An 18040-nucleotide genomic window follows, 5' to 3' on the forward strand; every position below is an offset into this window, starting at 1 on the left:
CCCTAGCGCTTAACTACCTAACAACAGCTATCTCGCATTGGGTCAACATGGATTCGTCGCCTAACCATAGCCAACTTTTAAGGAGCCCCGCCTTGCTTTATGCAAGTACGACTTCACCTGACTTCACGGGAGCAGTTGGTTATAGGACTGCTTTCCATGCAGGAGGATTAGGCACATGAGTGGTTAGGCTGTTCTCATGGATTGGAATTGCACCAATCGATTCAACAAAATAGTTAGAGAAAACCCCCTAGACGCCGCGTAGTTGCCTTGTCTAAGGGGTCTTCTCCACTTCTTTCACTCAGATGAGTTTATGAAGTAACGTTTCGTGATTTTTTTAAGAGATTGTGATGTCGAAGGTTTCAGTGATTGTGCCACCTTTACCATCATTAGCAGTTACAGTGATAGTTGCAGTACCTGCAGCAACCGGAGTAACTACTACATCGGTTCCGTTAACTGCTACAGTTGCGATTGCGCTGTCGCTGGATGCTGCTGTAAGAGTCAGAGTATCGCCATCTGTGTCAGCAAAAGTACCAGAGGCATTTACTGTTACGTCTGTACCTACTGTACCAGTTGTGTCTTGAATTGCATTTGCAACTGTTGGTGCGTTGTTAACTGGAGCAGCTGGGTTCACAACGAAATCGAAAGTTTCAGTGACAGTGCCACCTTTACCATCATTAGCAGTTACAGTGATAGTTGCAGTACCTGCAGCAACCGGAGTAACTACTACATCGGTTCCGTTAACTGCTACAGTTGCGATTGCGCTGTCGCTGGATGCTGCTGTAAGAGTCAGAGTATCGCCATCTGTGTCAGCAAAAGTACCAGAGGCATTTACTGTTACGTCTGTACCTACTGTACCAGTTGTGTCTTGAATTGCATTTGCAACTGTTGGTGCGTTGTTAGCTGGAGCAGCTGGGTTCACAACGAAATCGAAAGTTTCAGTGACAGTGCCACCTTTACCATCATTAGCAGTTACAGTGATAGTTGCAGTACCTGCAGCTACTGGCGTTACTTCGATGTTGTTACCATTTACAGTAACTGTAGCGATTGCTGCATTGCTAGAAGTTGCAGCAAGAGTCAGCGTATCTGCATCTGCATCTGCAAAGGTGTTGGAAGCGTCAACTGTTACTACAGCACCACCTGCAGTACCTGCTTTGTCTAGAATTGGATTTGCAACTGTAGGTGCGTTGTTAGCAGGTGTTGGCGTGCCAGTTGCTGCATTATCTGCTAAGTCAACTACAGTATTCAGCAGTTTTGCAAAGTCATTTTTCGCATCTGTCGCATTCAGTTCGTTGGTAAGAGTTACTACCAAGGAAGAAACTTTACCTTTGTTTGTCGCTACACTTGCGATTGGACCATTTGTAGTTCCGCCTGCGACTGTAGCTTCAACATATTCAAAGTCGTCTTTAGTCAATTTTCCATCGCCAGTTGTTGACTTAATTGTTTCAGAGAACGTAAGAGTTACGTTTTTGCTTCCAGCAGCGCCTTTCAGAGCTGTTACGACTGGTATTGCTTTATCAACGACAAGGCCATCATTAATGATAATGCCACCGTTGAATGCAGTAACTTGAAGTTTTGTTGCATCAGTACCTGGTACTTCATTGGAATCACTGATTGCAGTGAACTTGACCAATGTAGTGCCAGTACCAGAAGCGTACTTGAATGTTTTACCATTCACTTTCACTTCATCAGTTCCAGCAAAATCTACAGCTTTGTCAAGTTTCAGTTCAACTGCATCAATCTTACCATCAGCATCTTCATCGAATGCAGTTGCACCCAATACTGCTGCATCATTCAAAGCAGCGGATGCATCTTTGTTGTAGTAAACTGCTTCGAATACCATGTCATTGTCAGTGAAAGGAGCATCATGATTAGTGTCTTCCAGCTGAACCTCATATGGTCCAGAGAGGACTTCTCCATCAGCTGCTTTAAAGTTGTTCGCAACGTTCAATACGGAGCGGAAGTCAACTTCTCCACGGTTCGCACCGTCGAATCCACCTTTAGGCATTTCGATGGTTACGCCATCCCAATTGTTAGTAACATTTTTAATACCACGAACAACTTGAGAACCATCTGGCAATGCTACAGCGTTGAAGATGTAGTTCGTTGTACGGGATACGCCAGCTGCTCCGGAAGGATCCATTTCTTTTGTAAACTTGATGTAGAGATAATCTTTATCTCCATCGTTGTCGAATGCAGACCACGCCACTTTGGTATCTGTAATAGTAGTAGTAGCAGGTACCGTTACTTGGGTATTAACCGTAGCAGAGGTATTTCCTACATCGTCAGAAATCGAACGGATGTACAGAGTCCAAGTTCCGCCTTCTAGTGTAGTTTCTGGAACAACGACGAAGTCTTTATCATCTTCCCATACAGTGCCATCTTTAACTTTACCAAGGACTACTTTATCGCCCTTAACAAACTCAAATGTAGGCTGTGGAATTCCAGTACCGTTGAGTTGCTTTTGGCTTGGTGTCAATGGGAGTGTGTTTCCATTTTGAGTAATTTGAACTGGTTCGCTCATTTTTACAAATACCGCTTGACCATTGTCAGTTACGACATGACCGTTAGCAGTTTTGTTTTCCAATGTACCTACGTCAACTGCGCTAGCAATTGTAGGAGATACTCCATCCAAATTCAGAGTAACGCTCAATGGAGTCTCGTTCATTTGGTTGTAGAGGCCGTTGCGCAAGTTGTTAACTACTACCTTATAAGGATTTTTAGTAGAGGTGAAGTAGTTATCTTTTGTTGAGTCAGTTCCATAGTAGACAGTCCAGTCTTTTGTGAACTCAACAAGGTATTTATCTGCGTATGGAACAACTTCACCAGCCTGAATAGTAGCGCCGATTGCCTTACCTTCTTCATTTACTGGAGTGATGACGTAATCTTCACCGTAAACCAGTGGTGTCGCAAGTTCATCAGCTTTATAGAGCTTAAATGCATCCTCAACAGTTTTATCTTCAATAGAAGTTACTGTCGTGTTAAAGGAAATCAACCATTGCTCTGGAGATTGAACTTCAATGCTTGGTACAGGCTTGCCATCATCGACTTTAACATTAAAGTCAAATGTTTGCGTAGTTACCAAGTTGTTAGAGTCAACGAGCGCAGCCCAGTCACCAACATTCGCGATCTGGATTTGGTGGTTACCTGCACCAAGCTTAAAGTCAGGATGCAATTTGAAGTTCACGTAATTGCGTGTGTCTTGACCAGTTAGTGCGTTATAGGATCCAACTTCCAATTTAGTAACAATAACTTCATTTTTCGCCTTTGCATCAGCTACTTGTGCAGCAGTAGCAGTGCCTTCGTGCAAACGAACTTTCTTACCGTCGAGCAAGAATTTATCGTTGACTTGCCCATCTACGCCTTCCGCCAAGTCTTCAGCCATGGATTCAGAGAATTTCACTTTGAATTCAAGCTGATCTTGTGATTCTACCCCATAGATAAATGGACGCTTAGCGTCAGTTACGATGAACTGAATACCTGTGTTAGCGAGAACGAGTTCACCTACATTTGCAGGGAAAGTCAGGATATGTGTTTCGTTATCTTGCAAATAGTTTGGAGCTGTTAAATCACCTGTGATTGCACGGCTAATCTTATTAGATGTAGGTTTCTTAGATCCTAAATTGTCGGTGTCAAGGATGAACTCAAGAACTTTATCCGACTTTTGAATGACATCTTTCACTGCTACCTCATAACCGTCAACGTTAATGCCAAACTTCTGACCATTATACTTAGGATCGGTCACAACTTTTTTGTAATCAACAGCACTAATCTTGTCAGAGAAGGTTACGAAGAAACGGTCTGCTTGGTTGGATTCAGCTTTAACAGCAGTTACGAATTTTAACGGATTCTCAGAACCAGGATCTGGAGAGAAGGTTACTTGGAATTGTCCAGTGAGACCCTCATATTCCTTAGCTGCCGGAGCATCAACAACGGTTACGGTGATGAAAGATACAATGCTTGTATCAGATGCAGCAGATGTCAATTGAACAGATGCTTTACCGTTTTCAAGGGTAACTTCGGTTTGAGCAATACCGCCCTTTGTAGCAGAGAACTTGACAACGCCATCTACATCAGCTACATTTCCAGTTTTCTTTTCCTTAAGAGTGGCAGTCAACATGGTTTTGGTCGCGCCATCAGCAAGGATTACATTGTCCGCATCATCAGAGTTGATTGCCAGTTCATAGATCTCGTTGATCAATGGAACTTTGATTGTCTCTGATTTTTCAGGAACTACTTTGTCACCAGCTTTAACTCCAGCTACTTTTACAGTAACGCTCTCACCATAGTTCAAGCCCTGGAAGCCAACGGTTGCAGTTTTCTTGTCATCAGAAAGTTTAACTGTATCAACTTTACCTTTGGAAAGTGTGATGTTAGATACTTCTACAGCATCAACAGCTGCTGTAAATTTCACTTCAATCGTTGTTTTGTTAATAGCACTTACAGATTCAACTTGCAGTTCACCTGTAGCTGGATCTACTTTATCTTTAGCATTTTCAGTACCGGAAGTAGTACCGTCTGGCTTAACTACTTGATAGAGATCAGCAAAATCTTCTTTTACCAATTTTTCTTCAAGAGCTTTTGCTTTACCTTCATCGAAGATTTCTTGGATAGAAGCACCTTTACCTTTGTGGTCAACGAATACTATATTGTCTTCGCCAACAGCTTTCAGGTGAGCTTTGTATTGCGCTCTTGCTTCTTTAGTCATTTCGAACAAAGTATCAGTGTGATAGTATTTTTTTACATTTCCGCCAACATATACACCTTCGAGTGGTGCTGCAAAAGCAGAAGCCGCCATGCTAGCTACTACTGCGGTAGAAAGAACTGAGAGAGCTACTTTTTTATTCACGTACTACCCCTCCGTAATTTTGATAGGAAGTTCTATTTTTGTAGGGTATGTAGAACATAGAGGGGACCACATCCCCTCCATGTTCTAATTCTGTATCCCTAAGGGACTACTTACTAGAAACGTAATTCTTACGCTTCTGTGTATTTAACTTTTGCTTTGTCAGTTTCGCCTTTATCGTTAGTTACACGGATTTCAGCTTCACTTACAGCTTTGTCACCGTAGTAAGTAACTTTGTAGCCGTTACCTTGTTCTACGATTTTCAGATCATCTTCGCTAACTTTTTTACCACCAACGTAGAATTCTACAGTTTTAACATCGGATACTTTGATGTCGCTGTTCAATTCTACATTAGCTTGGTGAATAACAGAACCAGCTGCTACCCAAGTACCGTTGTAGCTGGATTTAAGAGCATCCCACTCTGGTGTTTCTTCACCTGCTTCTTGCTTCAAGAATGCTTCTGCATCTTTTTCCAGGTTTTCTTTACGAACTTCCTTCTCATCGGAAACAATCAGAACGAAGTCGTATTTCGTACCGTCAACGTCAGCGCTGTCGATCATTACAACGTAGTCGCCTTCGTTTACGCCATCTACGCCACCCAGATCATCGAACAAATCGAAGTAAGCTGTAGCAGATTTGATCCTAGCTTTCTGCTTGTTGTCATCCGCATCTTTGTAAGTGATGGTGTCTTTATTTACGTCGTCAACCAGACCAACAATGAATTTCGAGATGTTAGCTTTTTTCAAGTCAGATTCACCAGCTACTTGAGCAAGTGTACCTTTTTCGTTTTTGTCAACAACTTCAACTACATCGTCAACGATAACTTCATCGTTGGAATCCAAAGTGAATGCAATGAAGTCGCCACGGCGGAGATCTTCATCCTTCAGATCGTCTGAAGAGCCATCCAATTTGTATTCTTTTTCAACGATGTTATCACCATCTTTAATCCATACTTTGATGGTGTCTTTTCCGCCTTTACGGTCGAATTCTTTAACCATACCGTATTTAGCATCGCCGGTCAAACCTTCGCCTTCAACAACAAAGATTGCTTCTACTTCGTCTTTATCGTTGATTGTGTAGATTACGGACAGGTCGTTCTCATCAGCAACGTCTTTGAACTTCGCAGTTTTAGCGTTTTTCAGTTCTGCACGTTTTTCGCCGCCTTCAACCAATTCACCAGTCATGTTGAAGACAGCCGTTTTGTCAGTAACTTCGTAGTCGCCAACCATGTCATCGTCTTCATCAGCGAGGTCATCCCAAGCCTTGCCAGATTCTTCCATAACTTTCACTGGCTTGATGAATTCAACTTTGTCTGGTTTGCCATCAGCATCAAGCGTCAATTCAACAAGGAGAGTGTCTTTATCTTTGCTTGGTACCAGAATTTCTTTGAGATCATTCTCGTTTTGACCGTTTCTTGAGTAGTTCTTGCCATTAAAGTCATAGATGTCTTTCGCTTCCAAAGAAACAGTTACTTCTTTACCTTTTTGAGTCAATACTTTGAAATCCCAAGTGTCTTTGCTTGTGTTGAAAGTAGCTGCACGAGTGACGATTGCTTTTTGTTTGCGATCGTCAATTGCATCCTTCGTTTCGATGTGACGAACACGACCAGAAGCATCCAGGTACAGTTTTACTGTTTCGTCGTCCAAGCTGTCAACCAGATCCCAGTTGTCTTTGTCAATGTCTTGAACATCTTTGTTACCGTCATCGGAGAAAGTTGCACCTTCGTAGACACGATAAACTTTGTCGCCAATCTTCAGGCGAACGTCATTGCTGTTACGGGTAACAACACTGTCTACTTTACCTTCTACTACTGTGTCAGTAGCGAATACCAGCAGTTTGTCTTCGTCGCCATCAGCGTAGTATACGCTGTAAACCATGCCTTCTTTCAGCTCACTGAATTTAGATGGTTTACCGTTGAGGAATACCAAGAAGTCTTTACCTTCTTCTTTGTCTTCCAGTTCGTTGAACTTGTCGTTATCACGGTTTGTGATTTTCTTCTTATCAGCATCGATTTTGGAGATAACTTCGGAACCGTATTTAACGCCGTCTTCTTCTTTGTTCATGGATTGGTCGTCAATAACGTGGATGTAAGCAATCTCGTTATTGTTGTCCAGAACAACTTTTGCACCGAAAGTGAAGCTGCCAGCAGCGTTGTCCTTGATGATATCTTTCAAACCATCAACTGCATCGTTGAAGCGAGTGAAGTTGTAAGTTACTTGAGTGTTTTTGTTGAAACGGTAGCTTTTTTCGCTAGCATCCAACTCCAATTTCAGATCAGCCAGATCAGCATTTTTCAGATCTTCTAAATCTTTATCGTCGATAGTTTTGCCTTTCAATGTGAACTCGCCCACGCGGTCCATGATAACTTCTTCGTCTGTGGAACCTTCCATCCAAACGATTACGTCTTCACGGTCGTCTTTGATCCACACTTGTACGTGTTGACCAGCGAAATCGTTAGCGTTGATACCGTCAGCTACTTTGTAAGTAGTGTTACCGATACCAGCGTCTTTACCGTTCAAAGTAACTTCGTTAGCTTTGATTTTGCCCAGACCGATAGCTGGTACGTTAGTTACCAATGGCAGGTCATCGCTGTCGTTGCCAGCTTCTTGAGCCCATTCCATGTCACGAACAGTAACTTTCAGGTATTTAGTCAGAAGAGTTTCTTTCGTGATTTCATGACGGATGTCAGTACCGAATTCAACTTGCTCCATCAGGTCTACGCGAAGAGCGTTGTCGAGCATTTTGAAGATGTCGCCACGAGTTGCTGCATTGTTAGGAGTAGTGATGCTTCTAGCAATGTTCAGCTCGGAAGCTTTGGAGATCATGCTGTTAGGCCATACACCCTTAACGGATGGCTCATAACCCAGTGCACGAACGATCATAGTTACAGCTTCAGCATAAGTAACTTGGTTTTGTGGTTTGAAAGATTTGTCCGGGAAACCTTTTACGATTTCTTCGCCGGAAGCTACGTTTACGAAACCAGCAAACCAATCAGTAGATTTTACATCTGTATAAGAATTGCTGAATTGTGCCAATTTCGCACCTTGCTCCAGTCCGCGAGCGCGAACAACCAGAGTAGCGAACTCTGCACGAGTGATAGTTTTGTCTACACCGTATTCGCCGTTGCCATAACCTGCTACCAGGCCAAGAGCTTCCAGACGTTTTACGGTTTTTTCCATATCAGCGTCCATTTTAGGAGCTGTAGTAGTTGCTGCTTCTTCTGCTGCGAAAGCCATTGGAGCAACAGTAAGTGCGAGTGCACTAGCCAATACACTGTTAACGACCTTTTTCATAACCTTGTGTTCTCCTCCTCTAGTATAAACAAATTGTTCTTGGGGAATATTTGTTGTTAATCTATCTTTCTTTTTAAAGCCCGAATCCTGCAAGCGCGTGTCACCTCCTTTCGCAGGAAAGCCTCGCTTTTTGTGTTAAAAATCTCTAGTATATTCAGTATTGTGTAAAATGCAACAATCACTAGTGTAACACAACTGCTAGAATTCGTGAATCTTTTTTACACAATTCCCCGTTTTTCGTGTGACATCCTATTAAACGCCTGAGCGAATCAAAAGTTGCGGCGCCTTCGAAAAAAAATTAAAGTTTTTTTCGTGGTTCGTTATTCACCTGTTCATTATGTACGAAGTGACATCCGCCACACTCCGTATTATAGGGGACATATGGCGTGCTGTCACGACTGAACCTTTTTCCAATTTGATTCAAAAGCTTACAATTCTTGCTTCTTTTGATTAGTTTCCAAGAGCTGTTTCAAATTTTACGACTGCCAGATTGTAATTCAGAATCGATTTTTGGTATTCATTCTCACGGCTGGACAATTGTTCCTCTGAATTAATGACTTCCAGAGTCGTCGCGAGGCCATTTTCATAGCGCAAGTTCTTCAGGCGATAGCTCTCAGCCGCTGCGTCCTTGGCTGCTTTTTGCAAGTCAATTGCCTCGCGCGCTGTTTTCAGATTAAGATAGGACTGCGCAACGTCTTTGGAGACGGTCCGTTTTGCCTCGTCAATGGAGAGTTTCGTTTTTTCTACGTTGTTGCGAGCTTGTTGACCTTGAAGAGTAGAGGCTGCCGTATATTCCGCAATCAGCTTCACGTTCAATTCAGCGAGCTTGAGCTCTTCCTCACCTTTTGTGATTTCGAGACGTTTGGAGAGTGCTTCCTTCTCCGCTTCTGCCATCGTCATCGCAATGGGGGCCATTTGCTTATTCGAAGAAACGATTTTCCATTCCTTTTGCAATTCCACACCAAGGAAGTCATTCAGGTTCATACGCTCGATTTCCAAATTGTTTTCAGCTGCCGTCAGCGCTGCTTTTGCTGCGGCTACTCCCGCTTCTGCTTCGAGGACATCTGTCTTGGCGTTGGTTCCTACATCAAATGCAGCCTTGGCTACCTTCAGTTGTGCTTCTGCACGCGCCAGACTTTGTTTCTTCAGATTCACGTCATCTTGAGCAAAAATCAGCTTGTAATAAGCATCTTGTGCACCAAGTTTGATTTTTCCTTCTGTGGACTTAACAGCCAACGCGTTCAGCTTTCTGTTCATTTCGGCTGTCGCGTTTGTCACAAACTTCTGTTTTGCATCATCCAAAGTTTCCAGCATGTCTGCTGTCATGGAAGCGGTACTTCTGTAGGCTAGAGAGCTGCTAATATCCGCATTTCTCGCATCGAAACGAGCATTTTGCAATGTAGCGTTCGTCTTCATAGCCTGTTCAATGGCTTTTTCCAACGTCAACTCATCTGCTGCGGTAGCATCTGGCGTTGCTGTATTATCTTTGCCTGCCTCAGCTGCTACTTTATCGTTAGATGCTTGTACAGTCGCAGGTGCCTTTGCTTGATCGGAGCCTGTATTCGCAGATGCCGTCAAGGTGCCTGCGCCAAGTGCTGTTGTTAATAATGCCGCCAAACTGATAGACATCCATTTCTTTTTCGAATATGGAAAATTCACTGAATTCCACTCCTTCATTTTATATTGAGCATAAAATTATTAACCACATTAAATATGTGGTTTGTCCCAAGATCACTATATCACAGAGTTATACTTCTCACACGCAAAATTATGCCATACCAGCATTTTCATAAGGGAATCATAAGTAGCTCCTCCCTATCCTTTTTTATTCCACAAACACCACATAGAGTACTACGATTATGTGTCAAAAACATTTCAGTGTTCGCCAACATTTCTTTGACATGCTATCCTTTTCTTGAGGTGATTGTACGATGCTTACCCAATACAAAACCATTGCTGGCTACGGTGATGACTATATCGTCATTGAGCGCTCCCGTTTTATCGGATATGCCCAGCGGGTTACCACTGAGAAAGAAGCCACAGCGTTTATCGCGATGATAAAAAAGAAGCACTGGGATGCTACCCATAACTGTTCCGCTTTTGTCATCGGGGAAAACGATCAGATTCAGCGCTCGAGTGATGACGGGGAGCCTAGCGGTACGGCAGGCAAGCCGATCCTGGAATGCATCAAGAAAAACGGCGTGAAGGATACGGTCGTGGTCGTCACGCGCTATTTCGGCGGAATCAAGCTCGGGGCTGGTGGACTCGTTCGGGCTTATACAGCTGGAACGGTCACTGCATTGAAGGCTGCGAAGATCGTGGTGCACACGCTACATCAGACGATCTCTGTCAGCGTGGACTATACGTGGTGGGGCAAAGTGGAAAACGAACTGCGTCTAGGCGAGCATCGCGTGAGTGGTACGGATTTTACAGACAAGGTGACTGCGCATGTGCTGATCCCTGAGGGTGAACAGGATGAGTTTGTCGCACGAATGGTTGATTTGACGAATGGACAGGCTCAGATCGAGCTCGGGGAAAAGGAATATGTGGAGGTTCCTGTAGACGCGGTTGGAGATGTGGAAGAAGAGTAATTTTCTCAATGAAAAAAGCTGAAGAGGCGATGACCTCTTCAGCTTTTCTTCTATTATATATGGCGAAATATCTCGGCTTACTGCTTAGGCAGTTTTTTGAGTTGGACCATGACACGGATGGTGATGACAGCCATCTCAGCACGCGTCAGGTTGTTAGTTGGTTTGAAGCTGTAGGTTGACTTTTTCTCACCTGGATTATCTATTTCGCCGTTCATCAGCTTCGCCTTGCTGACAGCAAGTACGGATGGAGCTGCATAGTAGCTAACGTCTTTGGCATCTGAGAACATTTTGTTCAAAGCCAGCTTGGAAGCATCGAGTGTGCCCAATTTGAGATTAAGCGCACGTGCGATCATGATTGCAGCTTCTTCGCGAGTAAGATTTTCATCTGGACGGAAGTACCCTGGTTGTTTTCCACGAATAATCCCAGCGCGAGCAGCCGTCTCAATGTATTTGTACTGATAATCCCACGAATCGCGATTCGGACGAACATCGGTAAAGGTTGGTTCTAACGGATCGCGCTCGTTGCTATCTCGATATGGTCCAGCGTTAATTGGCAGATCCATCGATTTGACCAGCATGGTTGCAAATTCACCGCGAGTCATGTCACGGTTAGCGCCAAAGCTGCTTCCACTGTATGCTGGCATGATTCCTTTGGCGTACAGCGTCTCAATTGCATCACGAGCGAAATCATGTCCGATGACATCATCGTATGTTTCTCTCGTTTTCATGACCATGTAATAACCAAAACCAGCAAACGGCACCGTAACAGTCTTTTTGCTTGTACTCACTACGCCACCAATGTTTTTCCATTCATCCCCATTGTGATAGTAAACGGTCAGGATGTTATTCGCTGCGTTTACGATGGATGGATCGTATTTGATGGTAAGTGTACCGCGAAGGCTAGGAACCAGATTGTCTTGCCAACGGCTCTTGAAGTCTTCTGCATCGCCTTCATCGTGGTATGGATCACGACCACCCGGAGCTTCTGTATCACCTGCATCTACATAGTACAGGGGACTTGCATAGTTAAAGTTAGCTTCCAGTACCAGTCGTTCTTCCAAATTATCCTCGTCGATGTTTATTTGTCCTGTTGTCCGGTCTGCCATACCGAAGTATAGAGGTACATCGACAAAAATATCACCGTTAGGATTCTTCACTTCTTGACCAGCACGGCTGTCATCTGGTGACAGCAATACGGTACCTTTTGGGAACTTCAGTTCAAACTGCTTATCAAATACGCTGAAAGTAGTTTTCTTCCCTAATACATCACGATATTCTGCACCATTTACAGTCGAACTCGCATTGTAAATCTTGATTTCGTCTTTATAGGTGCTATCGCCTACCACAACAGAGAATTTGATCGTGTTCAGACCTTTTTTAAGTGCAACCGTAGACGTAAACACATAGTAGGTCTCTGGGATTGTTTTACCCTGATCGTCATCGTAGTAGAAGTCAGGGTTGCTTGTATTGGTTACTTTTGCCTCTGTTTTGCCGAACAATACTTTGTCCGCATTTTCCGCAAACACTTTCACAACAGCACTGTTGCTATTTACGATAACGTATGGATCGTTTTCTTTTGCTTTTACTGGGGACAGAACTTCCCAACTGGAATATTTCTGATCGATGTTAATGTCATAGCGAATGACAGTACCATTGTCATCTTCGGCTACGATGGTGTAGACCGTTGTTCCACCCTTTTTCAACGTAAGTGGGAAGAGGGCCAGTTTCTGCTCCTGTTCTTTGGCATCAGTCACAGCATCTTGCACTTCTTCAACAAGATCGCCGTATTTCTTCGTGGTCATCTTTCCTTCAAATTGGGAACGAGACTGTGAATCAATGTTGTGATCATCGAACAAGTCTTCCAAATCGTTATTCAACGCTGCTTCGAGGCGTGCTTTTACGTACTCCTGGTTCGTCGAATCTTGTTCCCAATCTCCACTCTTGTAGCGGAAATCATTGATACGTTTCCCGTTCTTTTCGATGTAGACATGTGTTGCATCATTTACTGTAAAGCTCAAGTTGGTCAAGAAGTTGGCACCTGTCTTATAGGTAGCATCGCCCGCCTTCTTGGTCAACTCTTCGGTTTTGCCATTTGAAATAATTTCCAGCTTTATGTTCTCCACAGATGGCGTCTTGGATGAGTTGTAGGAAACGTTATAGGTGAAAACTGTTTGTGGATCGTCTTTCAAGGTGATTTTCAGGACGTTATTGCCTTTTTTGTAAGCGAGCTGATCTTTTTTGATAAGGAATGTACCTTTGCTTGTATCAATATCAGAAACTGTGATGGCTGCGCCGTTCAGCGTTGCCTCAATGTTACCTGACTTCAAAACATAGTTGTACACTTTCCCGTCGAGATTGCGAATGTCATTCTCACTCTTTACTTGATATCCATCTTCGAAGCTGCGTACCTGTCCAGTTGCATCTACATAGGTAATTTGAGCAAATGGGGTAATGCGAATATCCAAGGTGTAAGCAGCAGATAATGAACCCGCTGCACTAGTATATCCAATCACCAGTTTCCCTTGACCCTGGGGCAGCTTTTTCAGAGTAAGTGTAAATTCATCTGTCCCAGTCGTAATTACATAGTCTGTTCCTGAAGTTAACGCTTGTCCGTTATATGTGATCGTTGCACTGGTTGGATTTGATATATTTTTCGTAACTACCTTCAATTCCAACGGTGAAGTAACAATTATATTCGCAACCGTCGGAGACAATACTTGTGCGTTTGCCAAATTAATCACTTGTGAAATGTTCGGCTTGGAGCTATCCAAGTATTTGAACTCGTACTCGTAGTTCGCGACATTAATAAAGCCCGATGGAGACGTTACGGTATTATCCGATGCCTTTGTCAGGTATTGATAGCTCAAAGATACTTTGTACGTTTTACCGTCCACGAAGCTACCTGCAGGTATCGTCGGCATATTTACGGCATATTCCGTAAATCCGCTTTGCGGGTTACCAATCTGTGTAAAGCTTACCCCGTCTGCACTCTTGTATTCTTTTTTCGTTGCACCTTCGGAAATTGTAACCTTGAATTCTTGGAACTGCTGCTCACCAGCAATATCTACAAATTTTAGCAGTGCCGAACCATGCAGTGCCATAACTGGAGAAGTTGCTGGGCCTGTTAACGTCGATTGCTGGTTAGGCAGAAGCGATACTCCATTCAACATTACTTTATAAAATTGATCCGAGCTTCCGGATGATGTAGTGGTGACCAACAACTTGCGGACAAACGTCCCAACCTCTTTATTTTGGTTAAATACTCTGATCTCTAAAGTATTTTCACCAAGTTGGGATGGGACACTCAATCCAAAGGAACCTGTACGGTTTACCTGTGTTTTGACTACGTCACCTGTACGCATGTTTTTCACTTCAACGGTATCTGCATTGAGCGCTTTCCCATCCATATTCAAATTCAGACGGTTGAGAGAAGGAACCGTGATATAGGTCGGACTCGTATTGACATTTGGATCGTTCAGCGGTGTATCATTTACTTTCAAATCACTAACCAGAGGCGTGTTGTTGTATTGAACATAGAACTGATAGTGCTCTTTTGTTACATTTCCAACCTTTTCGTAGAAGGAGATTTGATTCAGACCCGGCTTCAAGCCAATATTGCTAAAGGTAAATGTACTACCATTAATCGCTGGCGCAGTATTTGCTAAATTTTGTTCAGACTGACCATTGTTTGTAATAATCTTCAATCGCAAACTGCTTCCTGTTACTCCACTACCATATGTACCAATTAGAGTTATGGTGGAATCCCCATAAATCACTGGGGTATAGGCTGTCGTTCCACCAGAGAAGTTGGTAATGGAGATTGGGCTGTTCTGCGAGTTGTACTCATAATAAATGATGTCACGTTCTCCTGTATTTGGCGCAAACAACTGAACTGCATTCAAACCTGGAGATAAATCAATATCTGGCAAGGTACCTCCAGGGCCGTTTACTGTTCGAACAGTTACTCCGTTTACTTGAACTTCGACAGCCTGTGATTTATCCAGACCAACTGAAACATCATACAGGTATTTCAAATTTGAAACTGTTCTGTTCGTTACCTTAATTGGATCACTTTGATGCTCACCTTGTCCGGTGTTTAAAAATGTTAGCTTACCTAATCCAGGAGCAGCAGGATTTGGTGTGTACTGAAAGAAAATCTCTGCTGTATCGTTCGTTGGTTCGACCGTTACTTTTGGCCTCACTGTAACTTTTGTTACTGCTCCACTGCTATTCAGTTGAAAATCAGGCAGTGTAATTTTTTCGTTTACAAATAGTTGATTGTTCGCAAGTGGAACATTATCAATCAGTACATCAACGCCTTGACCATTTTTGGTGGAATTGTTGTATGTAAGCACAACATTGTGTATCAACTTGGATTTGGTCTTGATCGGCGTGCTATACGTTTTACCATCCCCACTATTTCCTGACGCAATATAGTCGGGTGGTGTCTGAACACCTGTTGTATTGTTCCAGTTGGAACCGAATGCAGCAAAAGCAGGAACGGCAGGCAATACACCTGTTACAATCAGCATCATCGTCAGGCACATTGCCAGCCAACGACGGAATTGTTGATAGGACTTGTTCATTTTTTCACCTCTCTGTGTTATTATGAATCGCTTTTTTGTCCCGCATTAGAAATGATCGGGCATAATCCATCTCCCTTTATTTATCGGACAATTCCCTTCTGTACTTAAGTGTTTCCCCCTAAATTTTGGCGAAAAAAAGCCCTAGCACCAAATGGATGCTAGGGTTCTTTGTATTTTTAGTTCGTCCGACGCTGTTGATCGGTCTGTTTAATTTTAATCCGTCGATACGTATTGATCAGTGGACGGTGTCGGCGGCTTACGAGTCCAACAATCTCCGTTCCAAGATGAATGACAATCAGTAGCGCGACCATGACAATAATCGTAGTCCACTTCGTCGTCTTCGTCAGCAGAATCGCCATCATTCCAAAGAAAATGCTAATCGAGTAAATCGTGAGTACAGTCGACCGATGCGACAGACCCATGTTCAGCAAACAGTGATGCAAATGACCTTTGTCTGGGCTCGAAATCGGCTTTTTGTTCACGATCCGGCGCACGATGGCGAAGAACGTATCCCAGAGCGGTACACCCAGCACGACGATTGGAATGATAAAGGAAACGAACAACGCTTCTTTAAAGCCCATGATCGACAGTGCAGCCAGATTAAAGCCCAAGAAAAGCGAACCGGTGTCGCCCATGAACAAACGAGCCGGATGAAAGTTAAAGTAGAGAAAACCCAGGATCGCTCCGAGGAGCACGAAACAGTAGGTCGCTACCTTGTAATCGTCCATCAACAAGGCCATGACACCCATTGTTCCTGCAGCAATTGCAGACACACCTGCCGACAGGCCATCGAGACCATCAATCAGGTTGACCGCATTCGTTACCCCGACAATCCAAAGCATCGTAATCGGAATCGCGAGCCAGAAGAGCCAGCCACTGCTGAAATCAATGCTTCCGCTATACGGCAGATTCACGACGCCGATCTTCAAGCCAAAAGGAATAACGACAATCGCTGTTGCGACTAGCTGTCCGAGCAGCTTCCACTTCGGCGAGAGCTGGTATTTGTCATCGAGCATACCGACGACCATAACGATCGTACTTCCGATGAAAATTCCCAACATTTCCGATAGGCTCGTATACGGGACAAACAGGAAGAATGCTACCAGATAGCCGATATAAATAGCCAAGCCACCCATACGTGGCATGATTCGCGTGTGTACCTTTCGCTGGTTCGGGGCATCCACTGCGCCTACTTTTACAGCCAGGTTTTTTACATACGGTGTTGCAATAAACGATATGATCAGCGAAGTCAGAAATCCGAGGATTAGTGTAGACATCGACTGTTCTCCTCTCTACGGATGCATCTAGGAACGGCTACTCCATTTTTCTTTCAATACGGTTAGAACAAACCGGGGAATAGCCAGTTGACGCTTCCAGCGAGAAGGCTCGGAAGCAAGTCGATAAAACCATTCCAAATGCAATTTTTGCCAAATCTCGGGAGCGCGCTTCACTTTCCCGGAAATGACGTCAAAGCTTCCGCCTACCCCCATCATCAGGGAGGCATTTAACTGATCGCGATACTTCGCCATCCATTCATCTTGTCTGGGCGCACCCAATGCGACGAACAGGAGCTGCGGTTTCGCTTCGGCAATTTCTTGTACAATTTGAGCTTCATCCTCTGGGCGAAAATAGCCATCCCGACATCCGACGATTCGGGCGTTCGGATAACGAGCACTCAGTTTGTCTTTTGCCAAATGAATGACATCTGGCTTGGCGCCGAGTAAATACACGCCCCACTGATGTTGATCGGCTTTCCCCATGAGCGCTTCCAGAAGCTCCACACCTGTAACGCGCTCATAAATCGGCTGATTCGTCCATTTAGCAGCGTACACGATTCCAATCCCATCTGGAACGACATAGGCTTGTTCTACAATAGAACGGAAAGCGCGATTCTCTCTCGCTACCATGACGATTTCTGGATTAGCAGTCACCACGTGGGTCTTTTGACCGCTTTGTATGCGCTCTGTTATATGATCGACAGTCTCACGGAAACCGCGAGTCGTAAATGGCACATCTAATATGGTTGCGACCTGTTTGGTCATTTCTTCACCTTCAATGCATGGAGTTGCCCATTAGCCATTCTACCCGAAAAGAAAGGCACATTCAAGATGATCATGAATGTGCCTTATTTCCTGCAGTCAGGGCAAACATCAATCCACCCTCTGCTACTACTTTCCCATTTACCAATGCTTTTCCATGCCCTTTGCCGACGGTACCACGCACACGAGTCAGCTCAACCTCTAGTACCAGCGTATCTCCCGGCTTCACCTGATCTTTGAAACGGAATTCATCAATACCTGCAAACAGTCCGATTTTTCCTTGATGTTCCTCCATGCTGAGCATCGCTACTGCCCCAACCTGTGCCAATGCTTCCACAATAAGGACACCAGGCATGACTGGATAACCAGGAAAATGGCCTTGGAAAAACGGTTCATTTATCGTGACATTTTTAATTCCAACCGCTTTTTTCCCTAGCTCCAGCTCTTCAATTCTGTCTACCAACAAAAACGGGTAACGGTGCGGGATGATTTCCTGAATTTGCATAATATCCAAAGGCGCTTTGATTTCCACTATGTATCGCTCCATTTCCATACTTAACTAGACTTGTCTATGCATGAATACCCTTAAATCAACGAAACAATATACATAACTCCCGCCCCAGTTGAACGGACAAGCGGGGTTAAGATAAAAGGGGCACTTCCTCCCCAAAGGCGGGAAGTGCTCTTT

8 protein-coding genes are annotated in these 18040 nt (G+C 44.0%); 1 reads left to right on the forward strand and 7 read right to left on the reverse strand.

Translation table 11 applies throughout. The annotated features are described in order from the left end of the window. Positions 1-334 precede the first annotated feature (334 nt). The 3 genes from ACKKE8_RS29140 to ACKKE8_RS29150 all read right to left on the reverse strand — a co-directional run bounded on the left by ACKKE8_RS29140 (position 335) and on the right by ACKKE8_RS29150 (position 9795). Positions 335-4846, reverse strand: a complete 4512-nt coding sequence (locus ACKKE8_RS29140) for an Ig-like domain-containing protein (protein ID WP_409176065.1) — start codon at positions 4844-4846, stop codon at positions 335-337. Positions 4847-4974: 128 nt separating this feature from the next. Continuing rightward, on the reverse strand, positions 4975-8136 hold the full coding sequence (locus ACKKE8_RS29145; RefSeq protein ID WP_409179225.1) for an S-layer homology domain-containing protein: 3162 nt from the start codon (positions 8134-8136) through the stop codon (positions 4975-4977). Positions 8137-8586: 450 nt separating this feature from the next. Next, positions 8587-9795: a TolC family protein gene (locus tag ACKKE8_RS29150; protein WP_409176066.1), complete on the reverse strand. Its 1209-nt coding sequence runs from the start codon at positions 9793-9795 to the stop codon at positions 8587-8589. Between the two features lie 272 nt (positions 9796-10067). On the opposite strand from ACKKE8_RS29150, the gene ACKKE8_RS29155 reads away from it, so the two are divergent. Beyond that, positions 10068-10727: a YigZ family protein gene (locus ACKKE8_RS29155; protein ID WP_409176067.1), complete on the forward strand. Its 660-nt coding sequence runs from the start codon at positions 10068-10070 to the stop codon at positions 10725-10727. Between the two features lie 77 nt (positions 10728-10804). Here the strand turns inward: ACKKE8_RS29155 and ACKKE8_RS29160 are convergent, their stop codons facing one another. From ACKKE8_RS29160 to fabZ, 4 genes are all read right to left on the reverse strand, one after another. Continuing rightward, positions 10805-15313 (reverse strand): S-layer homology domain-containing protein, encoded by a 4509-nt coding sequence (locus ACKKE8_RS29160; RefSeq protein WP_409176068.1) that lies wholly within the window; start codon positions 15311-15313, stop codon positions 10805-10807. Between the two features lie 176 nt (positions 15314-15489). Beyond that, positions 15490-16590: a glycosyltransferase family 4 protein gene (locus ACKKE8_RS29165; protein ID WP_409176069.1), complete on the reverse strand. Its 1101-nt coding sequence runs from the start codon at positions 16588-16590 to the stop codon at positions 15490-15492. Positions 16591-16617: 27 nt separating this feature from the next. Further along, entirely contained in the window at positions 16618-17355 is a 738-nt protein-coding gene (locus ACKKE8_RS29170) for a WecB/TagA/CpsF family glycosyltransferase (RefSeq protein WP_409176070.1), read from the reverse strand. Positions 17356-17425: 70 nt separating this feature from the next. Then, a complete protein-coding gene (gene fabZ / locus ACKKE8_RS29175; RefSeq protein WP_137033611.1) occupies positions 17426-17884 on the reverse strand; it encodes a 3-hydroxyacyl-ACP dehydratase FabZ in 459 nt (152 codons plus the stop codon). Between the last annotated feature and the right edge of the window lie 156 nt (positions 17885-18040).

Origin of the sequence: Brevibacillus fortis, assembly GCF_046196545.1 — a bacterium.
Taxonomy (GTDB): Bacteria; Bacillota; Bacilli; order Brevibacillales; family Brevibacillaceae; genus Brevibacillus; species Brevibacillus fortis_A.